The organism is Methylophilus sp. E2MeOHC9 (genome assembly GCF_058744375.1).
This window is the reverse complement of sequence record NZ_CP196024.1, coordinates 1,004,868-1,026,104: the sequence shown is the minus strand read 5'-3', so window position 1 is coordinate 1,026,104 and position 21,237 is coordinate 1,004,868. Positions and strand designations below refer to the sequence as shown.

18 protein-coding genes are annotated in these 21,237 nt (G+C 50.9%); 7 read left to right on the top strand and 11 right to left on the bottom strand.

The window, feature by feature from the left end; all coding sequences use genetic code 11:
• Positions 1 to 4 precede the first annotated feature (4 nt).
• On the bottom strand, positions 5 to 415 hold the full coding sequence (locus ACSSVF_RS04870; RefSeq protein WP_492405839.1) for a hypothetical protein: 411 nt from the start codon (positions 413 to 415) through the stop codon (positions 5 to 7).
• Between the two features lie 260 nt (positions 416 to 675).
• Between ACSSVF_RS04870 and ACSSVF_RS04865 the strand changes: the two genes are divergently transcribed.
• On the top strand, positions 676 to 831 hold the full coding sequence (locus ACSSVF_RS04865) for a hypothetical protein (RefSeq protein WP_379033177.1): 156 nt from the start codon (positions 676 to 678) through the stop codon (positions 829 to 831).
• A 346-nt stretch (positions 832 to 1,177) separates the two neighbouring features.
• On the opposite strand, the gene ACSSVF_RS04860 is transcribed toward ACSSVF_RS04865, so the two are convergent.
• The 6 genes from ACSSVF_RS04860 to ACSSVF_RS04835 are packed head-to-tail and all read right to left on the bottom strand — an operon-like array spanning position 1,178 to position 8,402.
• On the bottom strand, positions 1,178 to 5,218 hold the full coding sequence (locus ACSSVF_RS04860) for a pilus assembly protein (protein WP_492405838.1): 4,041 nt from the start codon (positions 5,216 to 5,218) through the stop codon (positions 1,178 to 1,180).
• A 12-nt stretch (positions 5,219 to 5,230) separates the two neighbouring features.
• A complete protein-coding gene (locus ACSSVF_RS04855) occupies positions 5,231 to 5,926 on the bottom strand; it encodes a pilus assembly PilX family protein (protein ID WP_492405837.1) in 696 nt (231 codons plus the stop codon).
• Positions 5,916 to 7,055 carry a PilW family protein gene (locus ACSSVF_RS04850; RefSeq protein WP_492405836.1) on the bottom strand — a complete coding sequence of 380 codons (1,140 nt, stop codon included), beginning with the start codon at positions 7,053 to 7,055 and terminating at the stop codon, positions 5,916 to 5,918. The genes ACSSVF_RS04855 and ACSSVF_RS04850 overlap by 11 nt, the downstream gene beginning before the upstream one ends.
• Before the next feature lie 17 nt (positions 7,056 to 7,072).
• A complete protein-coding gene (locus ACSSVF_RS04845; RefSeq protein WP_492405835.1) occupies positions 7,073 to 7,480 on the bottom strand; it encodes a type IV pilus modification PilV family protein in 408 nt (135 codons plus the stop codon).
• Positions 7,474 to 8,022 carry a GspH/FimT family pseudopilin gene (locus ACSSVF_RS04840; RefSeq protein WP_492405834.1) on the bottom strand — a complete coding sequence of 183 codons (549 nt, stop codon included), beginning with the start codon at positions 8,020 to 8,022 and terminating at the stop codon, positions 7,474 to 7,476. The genes ACSSVF_RS04845 and ACSSVF_RS04840 overlap by 7 nt, the downstream gene beginning before the upstream one ends.
• Entirely contained in the window at positions 7,989 to 8,402 is a 414-nt protein-coding gene (locus tag ACSSVF_RS04835; protein WP_492405833.1) for a type IV pilin protein, read from the bottom strand. The genes ACSSVF_RS04840 and ACSSVF_RS04835 overlap by 34 nt, the downstream gene beginning before the upstream one ends.
• A 167-nt stretch (positions 8,403 to 8,569) precedes the next feature.
• On the opposite strand from ACSSVF_RS04835, the gene lptM reads away from it, so the two are divergent.
• Together lptM and lysA are read left to right on the top strand one after the other, a co-directional pair.
• Complete coding sequence (gene lptM, locus ACSSVF_RS04830) at positions 8,570 to 8,704, top strand: LPS translocon maturation chaperone LptM (protein WP_492405832.1); 135 nt, start codon at positions 8,570 to 8,572, stop codon at positions 8,702 to 8,704.
• Entirely contained in the window at positions 8,701 to 9,945 is a 1,245-nt protein-coding gene (lysA, locus tag ACSSVF_RS04825; protein ID WP_492405831.1) for a diaminopimelate decarboxylase, read from the top strand. The genes lptM and lysA overlap by 4 nt, the downstream gene beginning before the upstream one ends.
• A 107-nt stretch (positions 9,946 to 10,052) precedes the next feature.
• Here lysA and purU read toward each other — a convergent pair whose 3' ends face one another.
• Positions 10,053 to 10,907 carry a formyltetrahydrofolate deformylase gene (gene purU / locus ACSSVF_RS04820; protein WP_492405830.1) on the bottom strand — a complete coding sequence of 285 codons (855 nt, stop codon included), beginning with the start codon at positions 10,905 to 10,907 and terminating at the stop codon, positions 10,053 to 10,055.
• Between the two features lie 130 nt (positions 10,908 to 11,037).
• On the opposite strand from purU, the gene ispH reads away from it, so the two are divergent.
• Positions 11,038 to 12,015: a 4-hydroxy-3-methylbut-2-enyl diphosphate reductase gene (gene ispH, locus ACSSVF_RS04815; protein ID WP_492405829.1), complete on the top strand. Its 978-nt coding sequence runs from the start codon at positions 11,038 to 11,040 to the stop codon at positions 12,013 to 12,015.
• A 391-nt stretch (positions 12,016 to 12,406) separates the two neighbouring features.
• On the opposite strand, the gene ACSSVF_RS04810 is transcribed toward ispH, so the two are convergent.
• The 3 genes from ACSSVF_RS04810 to ACSSVF_RS04800 form a co-directional block, all read right to left on the bottom strand.
• A complete protein-coding gene (locus ACSSVF_RS04810; RefSeq protein WP_492405828.1) occupies positions 12,407 to 15,499 on the bottom strand; it encodes an efflux RND transporter permease subunit in 3,093 nt (1,030 codons plus the stop codon).
• A 67-nt stretch (positions 15,500 to 15,566) separates the two neighbouring features.
• A complete protein-coding gene (locus tag ACSSVF_RS04805) occupies positions 15,567 to 16,733 on the bottom strand; it encodes an efflux RND transporter periplasmic adaptor subunit (protein WP_492405827.1) in 1,167 nt (388 codons plus the stop codon).
• A 2-nt stretch (positions 16,734 to 16,735) separates the two neighbouring features.
• Complete coding sequence (locus ACSSVF_RS04800) at positions 16,736 to 18,013, bottom strand: TolC family protein (RefSeq protein ID WP_492405826.1); 1,278 nt, start codon at positions 18,011 to 18,013, stop codon at positions 16,736 to 16,738.
• 201 nt (positions 18,014 to 18,214) lie between these two features.
• On the opposite strand from ACSSVF_RS04800, the gene nudB reads away from it, so the two are divergent.
• The 3 genes from nudB to ACSSVF_RS04785 all read left to right on the top strand — a co-directional run bounded on the left by nudB (position 18,215) and on the right by ACSSVF_RS04785 (position 20,316).
• Positions 18,215 to 18,667 (top strand): dihydroneopterin triphosphate diphosphatase, encoded by a 453-nt coding sequence (nudB, locus tag ACSSVF_RS04795; protein ID WP_492405825.1) that lies wholly within the window; start codon positions 18,215 to 18,217, stop codon positions 18,665 to 18,667.
• Positions 18,668 to 18,790: 123 nt separating this feature from the next.
• Positions 18,791 to 19,888, top strand: a complete 1,098-nt coding sequence (gene nadA, locus ACSSVF_RS04790; protein ID WP_492405824.1) for a quinolinate synthase NadA — start codon at positions 18,791 to 18,793, stop codon at positions 19,886 to 19,888.
• Positions 19,888 to 20,316 (top strand): HIT family protein, encoded by a 429-nt coding sequence (locus tag ACSSVF_RS04785; RefSeq protein ID WP_492405823.1) that lies wholly within the window; start codon positions 19,888 to 19,890, stop codon positions 20,314 to 20,316. The genes nadA and ACSSVF_RS04785 overlap by 1 nt, the downstream gene beginning before the upstream one ends.
• Positions 20,317 to 21,237 lie beyond the last annotated feature (921 nt).

Here is a 21,237-nt window from a genome sequence, read left to right as displayed (position 1 = left end):
TCGTTTACTTACGCGCGCGCCAGTAATTGGTGCCCGCCACATCATCCTTTAACATCGCCTGCCTGCGCAGGGTTTCGTAGGCCTCGTCCTGCGAGATACTTTGTGCCTGGGCGATTTCACTCGCGCGTGCATTCGCTTTGGCCACCCAAGCCGGATTTTGCTGATAGCCACGATCCTGCATACACCTATCCAGCACCCGCGACTGCCTGGCCATTTTTTCCAGCTTCTGGAAAGGCAGCGCTTCAGGCAACTCTGCAGCCGCCTTGCTGGCAATCAGGTCACATTGATTCATCGTCTGCGCCAACTCACTGAGCGGCTGGTCTAATGGGTCATCCGCCAGATTCTGCCAGTAGAGTACACCTACACCTGTGATGAATGCCACGGCTAGGATGCCGACCACCTGAAAAGTTTTCATCGTAAGCCGCTTTCATAGAGTTAGTAGCGCCATAAGCTTCAAGTCATTTTGCGCGTATTTTTCTCTTTGTACCAGCAGGCAAGCCTGTGACACATGCTTTCCACATTTACTTCATTAAATCTTCATACATGGACTGTAAGCTATTGATTAACAGGATGAATAGCAGATGTAAATAACCGTGAATGATGCGGTGCCTGCCATCAAGAATTCATCCGCTATGACGTTATAGATTTATACAGATCACATATAAAGGAAAAATCATGAACAACTGGCTGGAAGAACCCCTGACCTACACCGCTAGCATGCCTGAACTGATGACGGCGCAGGACATTATGTACCTGGCGGAAGATATCGTGGCTGACAACAATATACTGGCAATCTACAAACCTGCTGAACTGTCACTCGAAGTCGTTTAAGGTTTTAAAAGCGCAAAGATGCAGCCATGCATGCTTTGCCTGTGGTAGTGGCATATCCACTCCTCCCTCACACCCCTCTTTTTGTAGGCGATATACGCCTAGACAGTCTCCAGATGTTTCCCTAGAATAAACCTTCCCTCACCTATACGACAGGAGGCAGGTATGTTTCAAGGAGCGATTGGAATCTATGCGCTGATTGGTATTGTTGTAGTGATTTGTGTGATCTTGTATGCGCTTGCAAAAATAGTGAAATAACACAGCCCTGTAAAAAGCCCCTCAATGAACTGCCCGCTCCCAGACATGACGTCTGATATTTCGGGCATTTCAACCAGGGGCTTTTTATTGCCTATTGGATCAACTCACGCCAGCTTTGCTTGGTGCCATAACTACCGTTGGTTTTTTGCTTGAATATGTTACCGGTCTTACCCGTGCCGGAGATACCGAATACCTGGTCATCCAGACTGAGTTGCTGTGGCGTCGGATCGTTACTACCCGTCACCACCACATGAGGTACGCCCTTGCCATCATAGACGATATTAAAACCTACGGCAGGTGAAGTCATACGCTCTGAAACGAGGCCACTAGGCAGTATTGAGCGCCCTTTTTTATAGTCAAAGTAATTAAACCACCCAAAACCAGCACCACTGCATGCCTGGCTGGTAGGCACCATGGTTGGCATTAACAACACGCCGTTCAATAGCAAAGGATCCAGATTCACACGCTCGCCAGGCGGGAAATCCAGAAGCCAACCATAAGTATTGTCAAAACTCACGTCTACGGTGGAGGAAATCCTACGATCATCTTCCAGTTTCCGGGGTTCTAATTTGCGAGCATCTATCGGCGAAGTCTGGCCGTTGTCTTTAAATGCGTAGACCGAATTCAATGGGGTGTTAGTCAAATCAGCCGGCTCCAGAAACTTGCCAGTCCCCACCATCACCACCAAATTTTTATCCACCTTGCCTAATTCAGGCTGAGTAGTGATTTTTTGTATACTGTTGTCACTACCTTTCAAGATAGCAATGCTGTTGACAGAACCAGTATTAATATCAAAGCGCCAGATGTTGCCATTGAGGTCGCCGCCATAGACCTTTAAGGCCGAATTGTTTTCAAACATCTGATCCGCATAAGCAGAGATTTTAGCCAGTCCGCTAGGTTCAGCCCCGCTGCCACTGCCAGTGGAGATATGCTTCACTTGCGCACCTGTATTCGCGTCCAGTACATACAAATGGCCTGCGCCATCCCCTGCCGGGCTATTTTTTGCAAAAGTGGTACTGTTTAGCTTTCTTGCATCATTGCCGTTGTTATATCCCGAAGTGACTAAAACCACCCAGCGGCCGTCTTTCATTTTAGTGACAACGGGATTACCGAAGCTATAGCCTAAGTTTATGCTATCTATAGAAGATTGTGTGCCAAATTCCCATAGCAATACCGGCAATTCAGGTTTTGTCACATCAATCGCAAAGTAGCCACGACCACCGCCATTCAAACCAGAGACTAAAATAGTGCGCCAGACAGGATTCGCTCCACTGCAGGCGGAAATACAAATATCGGCTACAACCGGGCTGCCATTCACATAATTGGTGTGAAAATTCGCACCATATTCCTTATCTGCCAGATTCGCCAGATTAGCGATGGCCGGTGTTGGGATAAATGCCCATAACTCATCTCCGGTGTCAGCATTAAACGCATGCAACATGCCGTCGTTTGCGCCGACATAAACAGCTGGTGTGCGGCCGGCCATATCGGTTTTATATTTTTTATAACCTTGGTCCAGATAGCCTGCATTTGAGACCTTAAAGTAGGCAGGGCGTGATTGTGAGATATCACCTAACGTGGCCTGCCGCTCACGGAATAGCCTGTTTTCTGCTTTGGTATTAGAGCTAATGTCTTCATAAGTTTTATTACCGCGTAAGTAATCTACCAACTTGCCAGCTTTATCGGTTTCCTTCATTTTCGGATCAGTGTCCAGTAGCCCTCGCATTTGGCTGAGGTCTTTATATCCCTGGGTGAGTGCATCTCTATGTGTCAGTGGCAAATTGCCCGCAAGAAATGGCGTCAAATTATTATTTGAATTGAAGTAGATTGTGCGACCTTTAGATGAGGTCACTTGCGCCTGCAAACGTCCTGTGCAGCTTTTCGAAATTTCAACATAACAAGAGGCAGATTCGCTAAACCCCAATGTAGAGCCTAAGTTAGCATTAGCGCAGTCCGATTGGTTTGCGCTGGTTGTTTTACAATAGAGTCTCCCATCTGGCCCAGTATATTGTGTCGCGGTGCTTGGGCACTTCTCTGCTGCAATACTCTCCACGCACCAAACGGCCGTTTCTGAAGTCACCAATGTGTCTACATTGACCTTGCGCGCCTCAAGATTACCAGTCCACTTCACAGTTTGGTAACTGGCCACATATTGAGAATTATCGCCATTGGTAGGCGCAAGGCTGCTCGCTGCAGCTGCCGCACTTGCGCCCTGTATCGACTTAATCTCAGACAGCCCTTTTGCTAATGACTCTCGTAACAGTTTAGGGTTTTTTGCGCTGTAATAAGTGCCACCCGCATTCACTGCAGCGTGCCAAAGATCATCGATACGGGTGCCATTGGCCGCTTTGGTGGGGTCTGGCCAATTCTTATTTCCATTTTTAATATCTCTGAAATCGCCAATATCTTGCTTTTCATAGCCATCGGTATAAACCAAGGTACCATCTATGCCCAAACCCAACGTGAGTGTGACCATATTTTGCGTGAGATAATCATTTGCCGTACCGCATACCGACGATGAGCGCGCGCCATTGCAATTCGATAGTGAACTATCCCGCATATCCGTATCATAAAAATACTTGGCTACATCTGCTAACGTTTTAAAGGCATTTGCACTATCAAACTGCGGCGGCAAAGTCCCGTCACCATCAAGGTTGCCAATCGCCTTTCCCTTTAAATCAACAATGTTATTGGCATCACTGGCATCCTCATTCCAGTAACCATCAGTTGTCAGCAAAGCAAAGTTTTGCTGGCAGGCATATTGCATGGGATCATCTTTACCTAGCGTTTGTTTACCGCCGAAATGCCGCCCCACCATAGAGAGTGTTTTACGCAGCGGCGTAGACCCATCACCTGATGTCGCAAACAGCTTGTCATACCAACTGTTTTTTTGCGCCTTATCAAAAGGCGCGATGGCTAAATAGTTAGAAGTAGAATTATTAATGGTGACGAAGCCCACCCGGTATCTTGAATCCATATTACTGAATGCCAGACTGGCAGCCGTTTTCATGGCCTGCATCCTGCTTCGGTAATAGGTATACCAATTCGCATAATTGGTCATTTCTTCGGTATAGGTACACGTTGTCTCGAGGCAATCAGTACGTTCCGGGCCTTTTTCCGTACTACCAGGCAATGCATACCGTGCAGAACCATCCACGAGCTTCACATACACCAGGCTACCGGGGATATCAGCGTTTGTGGATGTCAGTTTTTCTACCGCAATACTGACATTCCCGGTAGAGGTCACCTGCACAGGGCTGGCCGTATTGATCGGGTCTCCCGCAATCGTTCTAAATTCCACCACATTACCAGTGGTACTTAAAATCGTATTTCCAGTCACCTGACAGTTTCTATAAAGGGTTGTGGTACAAATGCCATTCGTAAAGTTTGTTGCGGACGTGCGTACTCTTGCTGCCAGGTTATTGCTGGTATTGTCAGAAACTGTCCCTGCAAGCAGTTCAATATTGTTTACTTTAATGCTGGTAATCGAAGGCGTTCCACTCAATACGGTGATTCTGAGCCTGTAAGTCGCCCTGGGTTGCCTCAGAAAAGTAAAAGTGCCCTGATCATTGACTCCCTGGCACACATTGTTACCAGTCAAGGTGGCTGCTTTTGAGGCGGCATCCGAATTACACCAGCGGATATCTGCAGGGAACTGGTTAGTGGTGGTTTGCTGCGTACTCCGGATACAACTAGTGAGCGCGGCCGTTGTGCAATACTCTCCTGCGACAAATGCAAAATATTCGGCACTGTTAGAAATATTAACGGTGCCCCCTTTGGCAGCCCCACTTGCGGTCACATCATTTTTGACAGCACGAAAATTCGTCTGGCTACCCATAGACACATTCTGTGAAGTGACAGCAGGAATATAGGTGAACCCCGGGTTGTAATACTGAGTGTTGTAGGAGGCGTTATCGTATAACCAGGCGGAACCACTATCCGCCCAGTCCGGGGTATATTCCCAGCCCATACTCCCGGAGTTATCCAGAATAAACATCAGATTAGGCTTCACATCTGAGGTGCCGGAAGTTTGCAATGGCATGGTTGCCAGATCCAGGAATTCAGCCTGTGACATCGCTGGCAGCAATAATCCCAAACAAATAAATAGGCGTGCCCAGAGTGTGTTTTTCATGATTCCACCCGTTTAGTTGGAAATAAAGGATTGCATAAAAGTTAATGTATTTTTGGGCCCCGCAATGCGCAGCGTCACCCGGTATAAAGGCGAATCCGAACTGGCAATACATTGTTTGAATAATTCGATATTGGTCACATTGTGCGAGCAGTTTTCCCCGTTGCTGGGCGAACTGGCCATCATGCAACGCGCCGCTTCACTTTTTGCGGTGCCTGCATTGATTTCTGCATCGCTGTAATTGCACATCCGTTCGATCACATAGCGGATCTCGTTACCCTGACGGTCTATGCCATCACGGATCTCATCATTACCATCGGTTTGGCTTGGCACTAGACTGCTGTTTGCATTGTTCCAGGCCATGGTGGTTAACAATTTCGCATCGCAGATCAAGGCGCTTGGCTGCGCATCAAACTGGCTGCAGTTCGCGTAATAGCCAAGTTGCGCATTATGTTTCACGCTATCAATCAATAACACTTTCTTGGTGATATTCTCGGCCACGCCTTCGAGCGCCACATTTGAGGTCGCGCTGGCGGACTGACGAAACACCATATTGCCGGATAACAGGGCGTTGGTATCGACACTGCGAATCAGTGAAACCGCAGCAATCGACATGACTGCCAGGGCTAATAACGCAAAAAACAGTACCAGCCCCGCCTGATGGGCAGGGTGATGGCATTGGGTGTTTGATGATAATCGGCTATAAAGCATCGCGGTTCCAGATCACATTTCTGAGCGGGATGGTGACTTCAAACGTCCGGTAACGATAGCGCTGCCAGTCAGCATTCGCGCTTAAATTGACATTGGCGGGTGTCGCGTCACTTTTCCAGATACACACCTTGTTGACCCCTGCCGCTGTGCCATTGCATTCCTGGCTGACGATGTTTTTTTGTAAATTGCCATCTCTGGCAACCACAGCGATCCTGATGGCGCGAATACGATTTCTGTCCAGCAAGCTAATACTTGTGCCATAAGTGCCGGTTGCATTCGCCCACGTATCCACGCGATTCAAATACTTTGCCGCCGTGACTGAAGTAGAAGCTGAGTCCTCAGTGCTTGCAATCCCATATTGCGCTTGCAAGGCAACAATATCGCTGGCAACTGGCACGGCAATGCTATTGGGGAACGGTGTGGAGCTAGGCGTGCCGCCAGTGCGCGTCAACTCCTGCTTGTCATTGACGGTGAATTCGTACTGGTTCCATGCGCCCAGGCAAGAGAAACGCACCCAGTCAGACCCGTTCAGATTGGTGACCGGGCTGGCGGTCGGCGCGGTATTGAGCTCGGTTAAGGTATTGATCGTGCGGTCTGCATTCAGCTTTTGAATGCGCGCTAAAGTGCAGTTAGGCGTGGCGGGTGTTTGATGAAAAAGCACAATGTCATTTTCCTGGCAGCCAATCAGGCGGCCATCCAGGGAGGGTCCGGACATGAGGCCGGTCGAGCGCAGAGAAGCGCCACCACTGGCAGGATTCCCGTATCGGATGCGCACGATGTCATTGCCAGTGCCACCATCCACAATCACCACAGGCGACAAATTGATCACCACGCCGGCCTGATTTATCGAGGTATCAATCGGGCACAACAATGGCGAAGGGTCTGAACTGTTATAAAGCGGTAAACCATAGCCCGCATTCTGTGCATCGCGCTGTATATAATAAAGTGCAAGTACACCGCTGGATTGCGCATCCGAGCCACCGGAAATCATGCGTTTCCGTGCTTCAAAACCGCTAAACAGATTAGTGATCGCCAATGTAGCCACCAGGCCGATTAACAGGCCAATTAACAACTCGATCAGGCTCATGCCTGCCTGATGGCGCAAAAACGGCACTCGCTTAGCTGGCATGTCAAAAGCTTGCGGTTTCATGGCAGCACGTCAAACAAATAACTTGAAGCATTGACATGATGCTGGCTGCCACCTGGTACTTGCCACCCCACTGTCACAGTCACCATGCTATTGGTCAGGGCAGAAAAGCTCAGCGTACCATTGGGGAGTTGCGCTTTGATTTTCTCGCCATCTATTTTGCTGACATAGCCTGAAGCCCCTCCACCATAAGCCATCATATTTGCCAGATGCGTCTGGGCAATCAACTGTGCTTCGGCACGGTAGCGATTGTCATTGCTGTTTTTCAGCATGGCTGTTTGCAAACCCACCAGCGCCAGCACGCCCATGCTGAAAATCACCACCGCCACCATGGCTTCAATGAGCACCGATCCACGCTGCGCTGGCAAGCGAGAGGCCGCTAGTTGTTTAGGCACAGGTTTTAGCATTTTCTCGCGTCTCCTGTGGTGGTCACAGATGGATCACATAATTTAGTGTAGCCACCGGCGGCCAATAAAATACGTAAGGCCCTGCGCTCGCTACTGTTGACCTGTAGATTAGTGATATCCACGCGTGACAGCGCAGCCGGTATCGCCGGATCCCTGGTGCCAAAACTGGTGAAAACCGCCGTGTTGTTATCTGTAGTCACCTGAATATTGGTTGATGATCCTTCTGCGGCGCTTTTAGAACTAATGTTAGCCGGGCAATTGGCAGTCACTGTTTGACAGCCTAATTGCCAGCTTGAATTACTTTTTAACGTGAACTTGATATTGGCATTGCGTTTGATCGCCTCCGCCCTCGCCTGTTGCAAGCCGTTTTTGATAGATTCCGCCACGGTCCTGATCTGCGAGTTACCAATGGAAGACTGGAAGGCTGGGATAGCCAGCATAGAAACTGCCATCAGCACCACGACAGTGACCACCAGTTCAACCAGCGTGAATCCCTGTTGCTGCATGGCTAGCAAGTGCCTGATGAAGTCGTTAACCAGCATGAGCTGCCAGTGGTGCCGTCATATTTTGAAGTCTTGACGTTGTCCTGGTTCACTGTGAATTCGAAATTACCCATGTTTCGGGTCGATTTTCCTGCCGCCTTCAAGGTGTAAGTGGTGGCCGTTAGACTATCTACTGAATAATCAAAGAATTTGGCATCCGTCGGATTACAAGTAAAGCCGACGTAAGTATAGTTATCCTGGTAAAACTGCTCTGCCTGCACCCGGCAATTAGCCAGGTTAGCAGGCGCCTCTACCGAGTTACCGCTTTTGATGTAATCCTGGTAACCAGGCACGGCGATACTGGCCAAGATGCCCATGATGGCAACGACAATCATGATTTCAATCAAACTAAACCCGTGGTGCATGGAGCGACGCATCATAGTGAGACCTTTTTTACGATGTGCCCATCATGCGAATTGCCCAGGGGGATGTCCAGCGTGGGCTGACCAACGGCAATGTTTAGCCGATAAGCGGTCAACCAGGCACGCCATCAGACACTGGCGGTTTAGTGATAAAATGCAGGTCTATTTAAATCGGACTGTAGATTATGCTTTCCTTCTGGACGCGACTATTAGCGCTTGGCCTGTTATTGGCACAATTAAGCGCCTGCGGGCTCAAGGGTGATTTATATATTCCCGAACGCCAGTATCCTCAACCTCAACCAAAAACGCCTGCCCAGTGACTGCTTTCAATACTAAAAATGGCCTGCTACATGCCGAAAATGTAGCTTTGCGCGATATTGCCCAACAACATCAGACACCGACTTATGTGTATTCCCGTAATGCATTGACTGAGACATTCAAACGCTTTCAGGCTGGCCTGCTAGGACATGAGCACCTGATCTGTTTTGCGGTGAAAGCCAACCCCAGCCTGGCTATCCTCAACCTGTTTGCCCGCCTGGGCGCCGGGTTTGACATCGTCTCCGGTGGCGAACTGGCACGCGTGATTGCCGCAGGCGGTGATCCGAAAAAAGTGGTGTTCTCAGGGGTGGGTAAATCACATAGTGAAATCCGCGCTGCACTCGAAGCGGGCATTCTGTGCTTTAACGTTGAATCCATTAATGAATTACACCGTATTCAGCAAGTCGCTGCCGACATGGGCAACATTGCACCGGTTTCATTGCGGGTGAACCCGAATGTGGATGCTAAAACCCACCCGTACATTTCCACCGGCCTCAAGAACAACAAATTTGGCGTGGCATTTGAAGATGCACTGGATCTGTACCAGCAAGCCGCCAGCATGCCGAATATCGCAGTGCATGGTGTGGATTGCCACATAGGCTCACAGATCACTGAACTGTCGCCTTTTCTCGATGCGCTGGATAAAGTACTGGGCCTGGTGGATGCCTTATCAGAAAGAAATATCCATATCCAGCATATCGATGTTGGCGGTGGCGTAGGGATTACTTACAGCGACGAAACCCCACCGGATTTTGCGACCTACACCGCAGCCATCATGCAAAAGCTGGCTGGCCGTGGCGTGAAAGTACTATTTGAACCTGGACGTGCATTAGTAGGTAATGCCGGTGTATTGCTGACCAAAGTTGAATATCTGAAACCAGGTGAGAGCAAAAACTTTGCGATTGTCGATGCCGCCATGAACGACCTGATGCGCCCGGCGCTGTACGATGCCTATCACAACATCACCACCATTGCCGCCTCGTCAGCGCAAGCACAACTCTATGAAGTGGTCGGCCCGGTGTGTGAGAGCGGTGATTTTCTTGGCCATGACCGTACCCTGGCGATTGCAGAAGGCGACTACCTGGCGATCCACTCCGCCGGTGCTTATGGCATGAGCATGGCCAGCAACTACAACACGCGGGCGCGGGCAGCAGAAGTGCTGGTAGATGGCGACCAGGTACATGTGATTCGCGAACGCGAGCAGATTGCCGACCTGTTTAAACTGGAACGCACCTTGCCCTAAAGTGACAATGTCGATGTAAAAAAACCGAAGCATTGAGCTTCGGTTTTTTTATTGGGTGTTAGCGCACAAGCCGGCAATTCATCCATGCCGCCCCTGACGGCATGCGTTTAATCGAAAATGACGGTCTTGTTCGCATACAGCAAAATACGGTGGTCAATATGCCAGCGTACGGCTTTCGACAGCACGATACGCTCCAGGTCGCGGCCTTTCTGGATCAGATCTTCCACCTGGTCGCGATGCGAAATACGCGCCAGGTCCTGCTCGATGATAGGCCCTTCGTCCAGCACTTCAGTCACGTAATGGCTGGTGGCGCCTATCAGTTTCACGCCACGCTCAAACGCTCTGTGGTACGGGCGCGCACCAATAAATGCGGGCAGGAAAGAATGGTGGATATTAATGATTCTTTGCGGATAACGGGCCACAAACGCTGGTGACAATATCTGCATGTACCGCGCCAGCACAATCAAATCAATCTGGTATTGGTCGAACAGCGCAAACTGTTGCGCTTCAACCTCGGCCTTGGTTTCCTTGGTCATGGGCAGATAATGGAAATCGATGCCATAGAAGGCGGCCAGTTTTTCCGTATCGCGGTGATTACTGATAATCAGCGGAATGTCACAGGCCAGTTCGCCGCTATGATGCCGCTGCAACAAGTCTGCCAGGCAATGGTCATACTGCGAGACCATAATGGCCATGCGTGTTTTTTGCTCGGAAAGTTTCAATTGCCAGGTCATGGCAAAGCGCTGGGCGACAGGGCTGAATGCCTGCTCAAAATCACCCACCGCCACATTGAAATCACTCAGGTCCCACTCGACCCGCATTAAAAACAGATTATTTTCCGCATCCTGATGCTGGTCTGCGTGTAAAATATTGGCATTGTGCTCATATAAAAATTGCGCAATCGCCGCCACAATCCCTTTGGTATCCGGGCAGGTAATCAGCAAAGTAGCAGTGTTTTTCATAACATTTGGCGGGTAACTGGCAACAAAACGCCGATTATACCTGATGCATGCCTGACCTTGTGACTGACCATGTGCTTAACCTTAAGGATTAGCGGACGCAATGCAGCAGCCTCCTTCACGGAATTGATTTATGCAAACAAATGACTCACCGAATATTGTGCTGGCTAACCCACGCGGATTTTGCGCCGGGGTGGACCGCGCCATTATTATTGTCGAACAGGCACTGGAAAAATTCGGGGCGCCCATTTACGTGCGCAACGAAGTCGTGCATAACAAATTTGTAGTGGGCCAACTACGCGAAAAAGGCGCCATTTTTGTCGATGAGCTGGAAAAGATCCCAGCAGGCAACATTGTCATCTTCAGTGCGCATGGCGTTTCCAAAGCGGTGCGCGCAGAGGCAGAGTCACGTGGCCTCACAGCTTTCGATGCCACCTGCCCGCTGGTCACCAAGGTGCATATCGAAGTGGCCAAAATGCGTAAAGAAGGCCTGGAAATAATTATGATAGGCCATAAAGGCCACCCGGAAGTCGAGGGCACCATGGGGCAATCTGAAGCGGGCGGCATGTATCTGGTTGAAACGCCGGAAGATGTGGCTGCTTTACAAGTATCCGATGCCGAAAAGCTGGCCTATGTCACGCAAACCACACTGTCGGTGGACGATGCCACGCAAGTGATCAACGCATTGAAAACCCGCTTTCCGAGTATCAAAGCGCCTAAAAGCGATGATATTTGCTATGCCACGCAAAACCGCCAGGATGCAGTCAAAATCATGGCCAAAGATTGCGACCTGGTGATCATTGTCGGCTCGCCGAACAGCTCAAACTCCAACCGCTTACGCGAAGTAGCTAAAAACCAGGGCGTTGAAGCCTATATGGTGGATAACGCAAGCCTGCTTGACCCGGCATGGCTAAAAGGTAAAACAAAAATAGGCATTTCAGCCGGTGCTTCCGCGCCGGAAGTCTTGGTAAAGGAAGTCATTCAAGCCTTGCATACCATGGGCATCTCCCACGTGGAGGAACTGCAAGGAGTGGTTGAGAATGTGGTTTTCCAACTACCTAAAAATCTGGTGAATGCAGAAAAACGTACGCAAAACCAGGTAGCTCCTTAATCACTAGCCAATCAACAAGACGCAGCTGCCGCTGACACCAGCCTGACATTCAATTCAGTTTATTTCAGTCACGGAATCTTCAGGCAAAAAAAACCCAAGCGCTAGGCCTGGGCTCAAGCAATATCCTCGGGAAAGGATAATAGGGGAAAACATTGCTCATTGTTGTTATGCAACAATTCAATGACTCTCATACTCTGGAGACAGCTGCGGCAGTTACTATATGCGCGCAATTAAATACTATATAAATCATATAGCATTTAATATGCCAAACCTTAAATCCAAATAAGTCATTGATTATAATAATTAAATTATTATAAAAACAAAATACCCTTCAAATGCCCGGTTGATTTAAACCACCAGTTTGGCTTAAAAAAACCACCCCGGTGAATACTCAGCTCCTCTGGCGGCGCTCATCAGTAAACATCGGGAACAATAATGGCAGTAGCAGCAGGGTGAAAAGCGTGGCTGTGATCAAGCCGCCCACAATCACGACTGCAAATGGCCTTTGCGTTTCAGAACCAATTCCGTGTGACAAGGCGGCAGGCATCAAGCCTATGCCCGCCATCAACGCCGTCATCAGGATAGGACGCAAGCGCGCCACCGCACCTTCAATCACCGCTTCACTGCCTCGTTTGCCTTCACGCATCAAATGCTTGATCTGCTCCACCATGATCACCCCGTTTTGCACAGAGATCCCGGCCAGCGCGATAAAGCCCACCGCCGCAGACACAGATAAGTGCAAGCCTGCGACAGCCAGACCTGCCAAGCCGCCCACCAGCGCAAATGGAATCATCAGCAACACCAGCAAGGCATTTTTCACTGACTTGAATGCCCAGAACAACAGGATGAAAATCAGCAGCACAGAGAGCGGCACAATCACCATCAGGCGCTTCATCGCCCGTTGCTGGTTCTCAAACTGCCCACCCCAGGTCATGGTGTAACCAGGCGGCAACTTGACTTGCGCTTTCACCCTTTGCATGGCTTCCTGCACAAAGCTACCCTGGTCCCTGTCGGTAATATTGGCCTTGATAGACACAATGCGCGAACCTGCTTCACGGCTGACGCGTGATGCGCCCTGTTTGATAGTCACCTCAGCCACTTCACTGAGCGGAATACTACCCGCGCCATTCGGCAGCGCAATCGGCAACTCATCAATGTCATCCACCGAATCGCGATAAGATCTTTCCAGGCGCAAGGTGACATCAAAATGGCGGTCGCCATCGTAAAAGGTATTGGCAGCATCGCCAGCCAGTGCCGTTTGCACGGTATTGTTCACATCGTCGACCAGTAAACCATAGCGGGCCAGCTGGCCGCGGCTCAAGGTGATATCCAGCTCCGAATTACCCGAGATCCTCACGGCAGCAACGTCGGTCGCCCCGCGTACACCATTGATGGCATCCACTACTTCAGCGGCTTTTTGCTCCAGGATAGTCAGGTCACGGCCAAAAATCTTGACCGCGATCTCGCCCTTCACGCCGGACAAGGCTTCTTCCACACTGTCCTGGATCACCTGTGAAAAATTGGTCGGGATGCCGGGAATTTCATGGATACGCCGCGAAATATCTTTGATCAGGCTTTCTTTATCGGCGAAATGCCATTCGCTATGCGGCTTAAGGTCGGCCAGGATCTCCATATGGTATGGCCCTTTAGGATCGGTGCCATCATCCGGCCGGCCTACGTGCGCCACTACCAGCCTGACCTCCTGGTAACTGTTCAGGATTTTTCGGATATGCCGTTCAACTTCCTTGGTTTTTTCCAGGCTGGCGGAGGGTGGTAAATCAACCGTCAGCCAGATATTGCCCTCATCCAGCTTGGGTAAAAACTCAGAACCCAGCATAGGCGCGCATAGCATCGCCAGCACTAACACCGCCACCGACGCGAGGACCACCAGCTTTCTGACCTGGGTGCTCTTGAGCAATACTTTACGGTAGGCATCCTGGATATTCTGCATCCAGCTGCTATGTTTTTCCGCCATGTCCTCACGCTTCATGGTGTATGAGAGCAAGGCTGGCACCAGCGTCAAGGTAAGCAAAATTGCACCTAGCAGGGCAAAACTCAGGGTAAACGCCATAGGCGAGAAAATCTTGCCTTCCACACGCTGGAAGGTAAAGATAGGTAGGAAAGCGGTGATGATGATGGCTTTGGAGAACAATATCGGGTGCCCCATATCAATCGCGGTATTTTTCAGCGTTTGCATGCGCCAGGCCAGGCCAGAATGTGCCGGATTATTATCTGTTTGCGCCACCGCCAGCCGCACCATCAACGCTTCAACCAGCACCACGGCACTATCTATGATGATGCCAAAGTCGACCGCGCCCAGCGAGATCAGGTTGGCAGACACGCCGCGTAAATCCATCACAATAAATGCAAACAACAGCGACAAGGGGATCACCGAAGCGACGATCAAAGCCGCACGCCAGTTGCGCAAAAAGATGATCAGGATGGCCACCACCAGCAAGGCGCCCACGATCAGGTTTTCCGAGACCGTGTGTACAGTATGGTCCACCAGCCCGGTACGGTCATAGAACGGTACAATCTTCACGCCGGGTGGCAGCGTCTGGTTGACTTGCACGACTTTCTCGCGCAATGCTTCAATCACCTTGGCCGCATTCTGGCCTTTGGTCATGAGGATGATGCCTTCGATAATGTCATCCTGCTGGTTGAATGACACGATGCCAGAGCGAGGCCGGTCGCCGATTTTTACTTCACCCAAATCACCGACCAGGATAGGCTTGCCATCGCGGGTATCGACCACCGATTGCGCAATGTCGTCCACATTGCGATATAAACCAATGCCGCGCACCACCAGCGATTCATCGCCCCTGTGCATCAGGCCGCCACCGGCATTACTGCTGTTATGGCTGACCGCCTGGTTGACCTGGTCTATGCTCACTGCAAATTTTTTGAGCAAATGCGGGTCCAGTTTGATCTGATACTCTTTGACCGCACCGCCAAAGCTAGTGATGTCCGCCACGCCTGGCACCATGCGTAACTGGGGAATGATTTTCCAGTCCTGGATGGCGCGCACCTCGCGCTGCGGCATATCTGCTGGCGCTTCTACCAGATAGCGGTAAATCTCACCTACCGCGGTGGTTAACGGCGCCAACGTGGGTTGCAAACTGTTGGGCAGACTCACGCCCTGCAAACGCTCCAACACTTGTTGCCTGGCGAAATAATCTGCGGTGTTTTCAGCAAAAGTCAGTGTCACCACTGACAAGCCGGTGATAGACACGGACCGGATTTGCGTTAATCCCGGCACGCCGCTCATACCATGTTCAATCGGCAACGAGACCACGCGCTCGACTTCTTCAGGCGCCATGCCTGGTGATTGCGTCACAATCACGACGTGTACATCTTCCACATCAGGGAAGGATTCTATCGGCAGGTTTTGCACGGCAAACCAGCCAAAGATCATCAATACGACTGCGCCTATCAGCAGAAACACGCGCTGTTGTAGAGAAAAAGTGATTAACCCTTTTAACATGTTTGGCTTTCGATAACCCGGCGCATGGCAAACCGGTGAATGATTGACTGCAGGCTGATCGCCAACATTATTTATTCACGGATAGATCAGAATTCAGCAAAATCGCGCCGCCAGTGACTACGCGCTCACCGGCCTTCAAGCCTTGCTTCACCGTTGCGTATTCCCTGCGCTGTACATCCAGCGTCACCACGCGCTTTCTGAAATGCAGTGGCTGCTCTTCCACAAACACATAGCTGTATAAGCCTTCTGTAATCAGGGCACTGTTAGGCAAGCGTATGACTTTATGCTGACTGTTATCCAGCGGCGTAATGCGTGCGTACATCTCAGGCTTGAGCTTGCCTTTGCTCTCGATCACGCAGCGCACCGGGATGCGCCTGGTGGTCGTGTCCACCATGACACCTATGGTTTTCACCTCACCGCTAAACACTTCGTCTGGATAGGCATCGACCTGCACACTGACTTTTTGCCCTTGCGTAATGCGGCTTAAATCCCGCTCCGGCAAATCAATACTGGCCCACAAATTGGTGGGGTCAGTCACAATAAACAAGGGGTCAGCGGCATCAGGCCTGATTTCACTGCCCGGGTTTATTTTGCGGTCCACCACCGTGCCACTGATAGGCGAGCGCAAGGCATAATTATCATTGGCGGCCGTCGAAACGCCCAAGTTTTTGAGGCGCGCCGAAGCACGGTCAGATTCTGCACGTGCCAGTGAAAAGTCCGCCTGCGATGTCTCTACTTCTTTTTTGGCAAGCACGCCGCCTTCCATCAACATGCGGTTACGCTCAAGCACTTGTTGCTTACGCTGCAAATCGACTTGTGCTTTACGGGCATCAGCCACCGCTCCACCTACATCCGGTGAATCCATCACCAGCAAGGCCTGTCCGGCTTTTACCTGATCGCCCACTTGCGCCTTAATCGCCATCGCCCGGCCGGCAACCGGTGAAAAGACGCGTGCAGTGCGGTTTTCATCCAGAATGATTTTGCCATTGAGCGGCTCGGTCACCGGCACCGGGATCTCAGTCACTGCCTCTACTTTCAAACTGGCGACCTGTGGCGATCCGGCGGTGAGCACAATCTCGTTTGCCAACCGCGGTGCGGCTGCATTTTTCTCAGCGGCATGTAGCGTATGGGTAGAACACGCCAATCCGGCCAGTAGTACCAGCCAGCCAGCCAGTTGCCTGTGATAAGCATTCAAAATAAAGGATATGCGCATGTGGTAGAGGGTCGTTTTCATGATTAAGGTGTATTAAACACTTGATGGGTGGCCGCCAGCCAGGCAAACAGCGATTTGGCATAATCCGCTTTGACACTGGCAGATTCGAGCTGCAGCGCGCGTAGGATACGCCTGGCGTCCAGCAGGTCCATCACGCTCATGGCGCCATGTTGATAGGCGAATTCAGCAGCATCAGATGCCTTTTGCGCCTCGGTCAAAATACTCTGGTCAAAGCGATGGTTTTTGTCGATGGCCGCCTCGAGATCGGCTTTGGCACTACGCATTTCAGCCAGCGCAGCTGCCCTCACCTGCTCTTTTGCATCAGTCGCGGCGTTGTAATCCACTTCGGCACGCGCAGCTTCGCCTTCATAATTGTAATTAGTAAATAAAGGAATACTGACCATTGCGCCCACAGTGTCCGGCCCGGACCCAGGCTCTTGCCCGGGGAAATGCTGATAAGCCAATGACCAGGTCAAATCCCTGGTTTTGAGGGATTCTGCCAGCTTTCTTGCCTCTTGCGCCTGCTGCATGCGCACCTCGGCCGCCCTGATATCTGAACGATCCGTCAACCATGCATCCCCTGCCTGCACCCCGGATTCCGCTCCCGGTGTGGGCCATGGGTCGGCCACATAAAGCGTCGCAGCATCCTGATCTTTACCGATCAAATAAGCCAGTTGTGCCTGTGCTTTTTGCAAGGTCGCTTCTGCTTGCCGCAAATCATTCTTGCCGCGCAAGGCATCCACCCGGATCCGCGCCACATCGGCTGAAGCCACATCCCCTGCTTTCAGGCGAAACTCAGCCGCCTGCAAGGTTTTGTCATACAGCCCGACATTCAGCTGCTGAATCTGCACCGCCTCCTGCGCCAGCTTGAGGTCATAATAGGCAGTGGCCATTGCCAGCGCCTGCCGACGATACGTCTCTTTCAAATCGAATTCAGAGGCTTTGACGGCACTTTCAGCCACTGAAGTGCGCAACTCGCGTTTATTGCCGCGCTCATATAATTGGCTGACCTGCAGTGTCGAGTTGTAGGTTTTGTCCCATAAGCCGTTGCTGCCATTCTGGTTGTTATTGCCCTGGCCACGGTTGAGGTTCAGACTGGAAACACCTACAGACAAGACCGGGTTAGGTCGCTGCCCGGCGATCAGGGTATCGGCTTCGGCAGATTGCAACGAGCGTTTGGCGGCCAGCAGCTCGCGGCTGTAGCCGGCAAATAACTGCTCGGCCTGCGGGAGCGTCAAATGATCAAGTGGGATAGTTTGCAGATCGGCTACTGCTGCATTCTCTGCATAAAGGGGTAGCATCCAGACAGCTAACAGCACAAAGCAAACAACTCTTGATTGACGCCACAGCATTGAAGATTCCCTTTATGTGCTAGCCGTTATTTTGCAATCATAATACCGTGTATCGCTTACGACAATCTTTCAAAAAAACGGTGTTTGCCATGGCAACGGGGACGATAGCCACCATAGACAGTCACTGCCCATTTCAAGGACAATGTGCGGATGACACAGCCTTACAAAACCCCGGTTTCTGCCCTCGTCCTGATTCACACGCCTGATCTGCAGGTGCTACTGCTGGAACGGGCAGACAAAGCAGGTTACTGGCAATCAGTGACCGGCAGTATAGAAGGCACTGAAACACCCGCTCAAGCGGCCATCCGCGAGGTGCAGGAAGAAACAGGACTCAATGCGCTAAGCTATGATTTCCAGGATTGGCATACCAGTAATATTTACGAGATTTACCCGCACTGGCGCCATCGCTATGCACCCGGCGTCATTGAAAATACCGAGCATCTATTCGGGCTGTGCTTGCCAGCCACAATGCCGGTGACACTAGCGCCTGATGAACATACACGCTACGAATGGGTAGACTGGCGCGAAGCCGCAAAAAAAGTATTTAGCTGGACGAACGTAGACGCCTTGAAAAAGCTGGGGGAGCGCCACCATCTATTGTGATGAGGCCCGGTTTTGTAAACATCTTGTTGGCCTTTGCAACACCTTATATGATTGGGATAAATCCCGATCGGCTGTAAAATACTATTTTTATGAAAGCCGGGCTTGGCCCGACATCTGAAAAGCATGCAAACTGCCACTATTCAATTTGAGAAATTCCAAACCGCGCAAGACGACGATTGTCAGGCGCGCATCCTGGCTGCCCGCAAGAAGCTGGGCAAGCGCCTGGTGATTCTGGGCCACCACTACCAGCATGAAAGCGTATACCGCCATGCCGATTTCTCAGGTGACTCACTCAAGCTTTCCAAGTATTGCGAAAGCCTGGATGCCGAATACATCGTTTTCCTAGGCGTACACTTTATGGCCGAGGTGGCTGACATTTTGAGCCGCCCGGAGCAAATCGTAGTGTTGCCTGACCTGGCTGCCGGCTGCTCTATGGCAGACATGGCCAACCTGGCGAAAGTTGAACGTAGCTATCGCGAATTAAGCAAAGTACTCAACTTTGATGAAACCATCACCCCGGTCACCTACATCAATTCCGCAGCTGACCTGAAGGCGTTCTGCGGTGAGCATGGTGGCATTGTCTGCACCAGCACCAATGCGCCAAAAATCTTGGAATGGGGTTTTAGCCAACGCGAAAAAATCCTGTTCTTCCCCGACCAGCATCTGGGCCGCTGGAGTGGTTACAAAATGGGTATCCCGCTGGAACAAATGCCGGTGTGGGACCCTGACCTGCCTATGGGCGGACTGACTGAACAGCAGATTAAAGATGCGAAAATCCTGCTATGGAAAGGCCACTGCTCAGTGCACCAGATGTTCCGCAAACAGAACATCGAACAATTCCGCGCCCAGCACCCGGATGGCAAAGTGATCTCCCACCCGGAAACCGCGTTTGAGGTATGTATCAACTCCGATTACGTTGGTTCCACCGAGTACATTCTGCGCACCGTCAGCGAAGCTGAACCCGGCACCAAATGGCTGGTAGGTACCGAGCTGAACCTGGTCACCCGCCTGGCCGAAGAAATGAAACCGCAAAACAAGCTGGTGCAGTTTATGAGCCACGTGGTGTGCGAATGCTCCACCATGGCACGTATTGATCCGCAGCATCTGGCCTGGTGCCTGGAAAACCTGGCAGAAGGCAATGTCGTCAACCAGATCAAAGTACCTGAACATGAAGCCAAGTTAGCCAAATTGACGCTGGACAGAATGCTGGCGGTCTCTTAATGACAGGCTGTGCGCTGTGTGAGCTGTCATCGCAAGATATCCTATGGCAGGATGACTTTTGCCGCGTAGTGCTGCTGAATGATGCTGATTATCCGGCCTATTGCCGGATTGAATTATTGGCACATATCAAGGAAATGACAGACCTGCCTCCCGCTGACCGTTCACGCACCATGAAAGTCGTATTTGCTGTGGAAGCAGCACTGCGGGAAACGATACAGCCGGATAAGATCAACCTGGCCAGTTTGGGGAATAAAACACCACATATGCACTGGCATGTGATTCCACGGTTTGAGAGTGACAAGCACTTTCCGAATAGCCACTGGGCAGAAGCGACAAGGGACTCCGAGGCGCAGCTGCTGAGTCAGGCGGTGAGGGATCAATTGCAGAAAGTGGTGGCTGAGCGGGTGGAATGTGCGCTTGAGTCTTGATTGCTTATTTACAAACTTAATTTCAATTTGATAGATTCTTTTTCGCCCCTAGGCGACCCTCTTTCTTATGCTTGTCCATAAGAAAGAAGGCAAAGAACAAGACACCCTAGCTTCCGCTTGTTCCCTGCGTTGCTCATCAACGTGGGCGTCCAACGGAACTCGCCCTAGCGGCTTGCAAAAGACGCAAGCCACCGCGGAGCTCAAACAGGCGCTGGCCGACACCACCCACGCTGACTGCGCTACTCGGCGCGTCAGATAGGGGACCCGAAAAGCACACGCATTCAGTTAAGCTAAGACTCGCCACATTCATTACCGCTCCATCATTGAAATAAAACACAGCAATAAAAAAAACAAGAAAACCCACCAAAACAATTGAATTGGTTTGGTGGGGGTTAGCTTTGGAAATTAAAGAAATCCCTTAGCGCCCTTAATGCAATATATTCAAATAACGTTTCATCGTGGTGGTTTTAAACGGGCCCCTATCTGATGCGCCGAGTAGCGCAGGCAAAATAAGGAAGAAGGGAGCGACTGTCCGAATCCCGCGGTGGCCTGCGTAGTGTGCAGGCCGCTAGGTTGAGTTTCGTGACCGCTTATTTTGACGAGCAACGCAGGAATAAAGCGGAAGCTAGGGTGCCCTTTCTTTTGGTGACTTATTCTTTGGGCAAGCAAAGAAAAGTCACTCGCCTAGGGGCGAAAAAGAATGGTGCAATAAAGCACCAACATCGAATGCTTAACCATCCAAAGAAATACCGATTACACCTACCAGCAAGTGTGAGGCTTATTCTTTGATTGTCATCAAGCTAAGCATGAACCCTGCCTGGATTCTCCCTTGCAGGGCGCACTGGCTTCTATATAAGCCAGTCGTTTCGCAGGCAAAGAGCATGCTCTTTGAAACCCTGCGACACCCTTCGCCAGAATGAC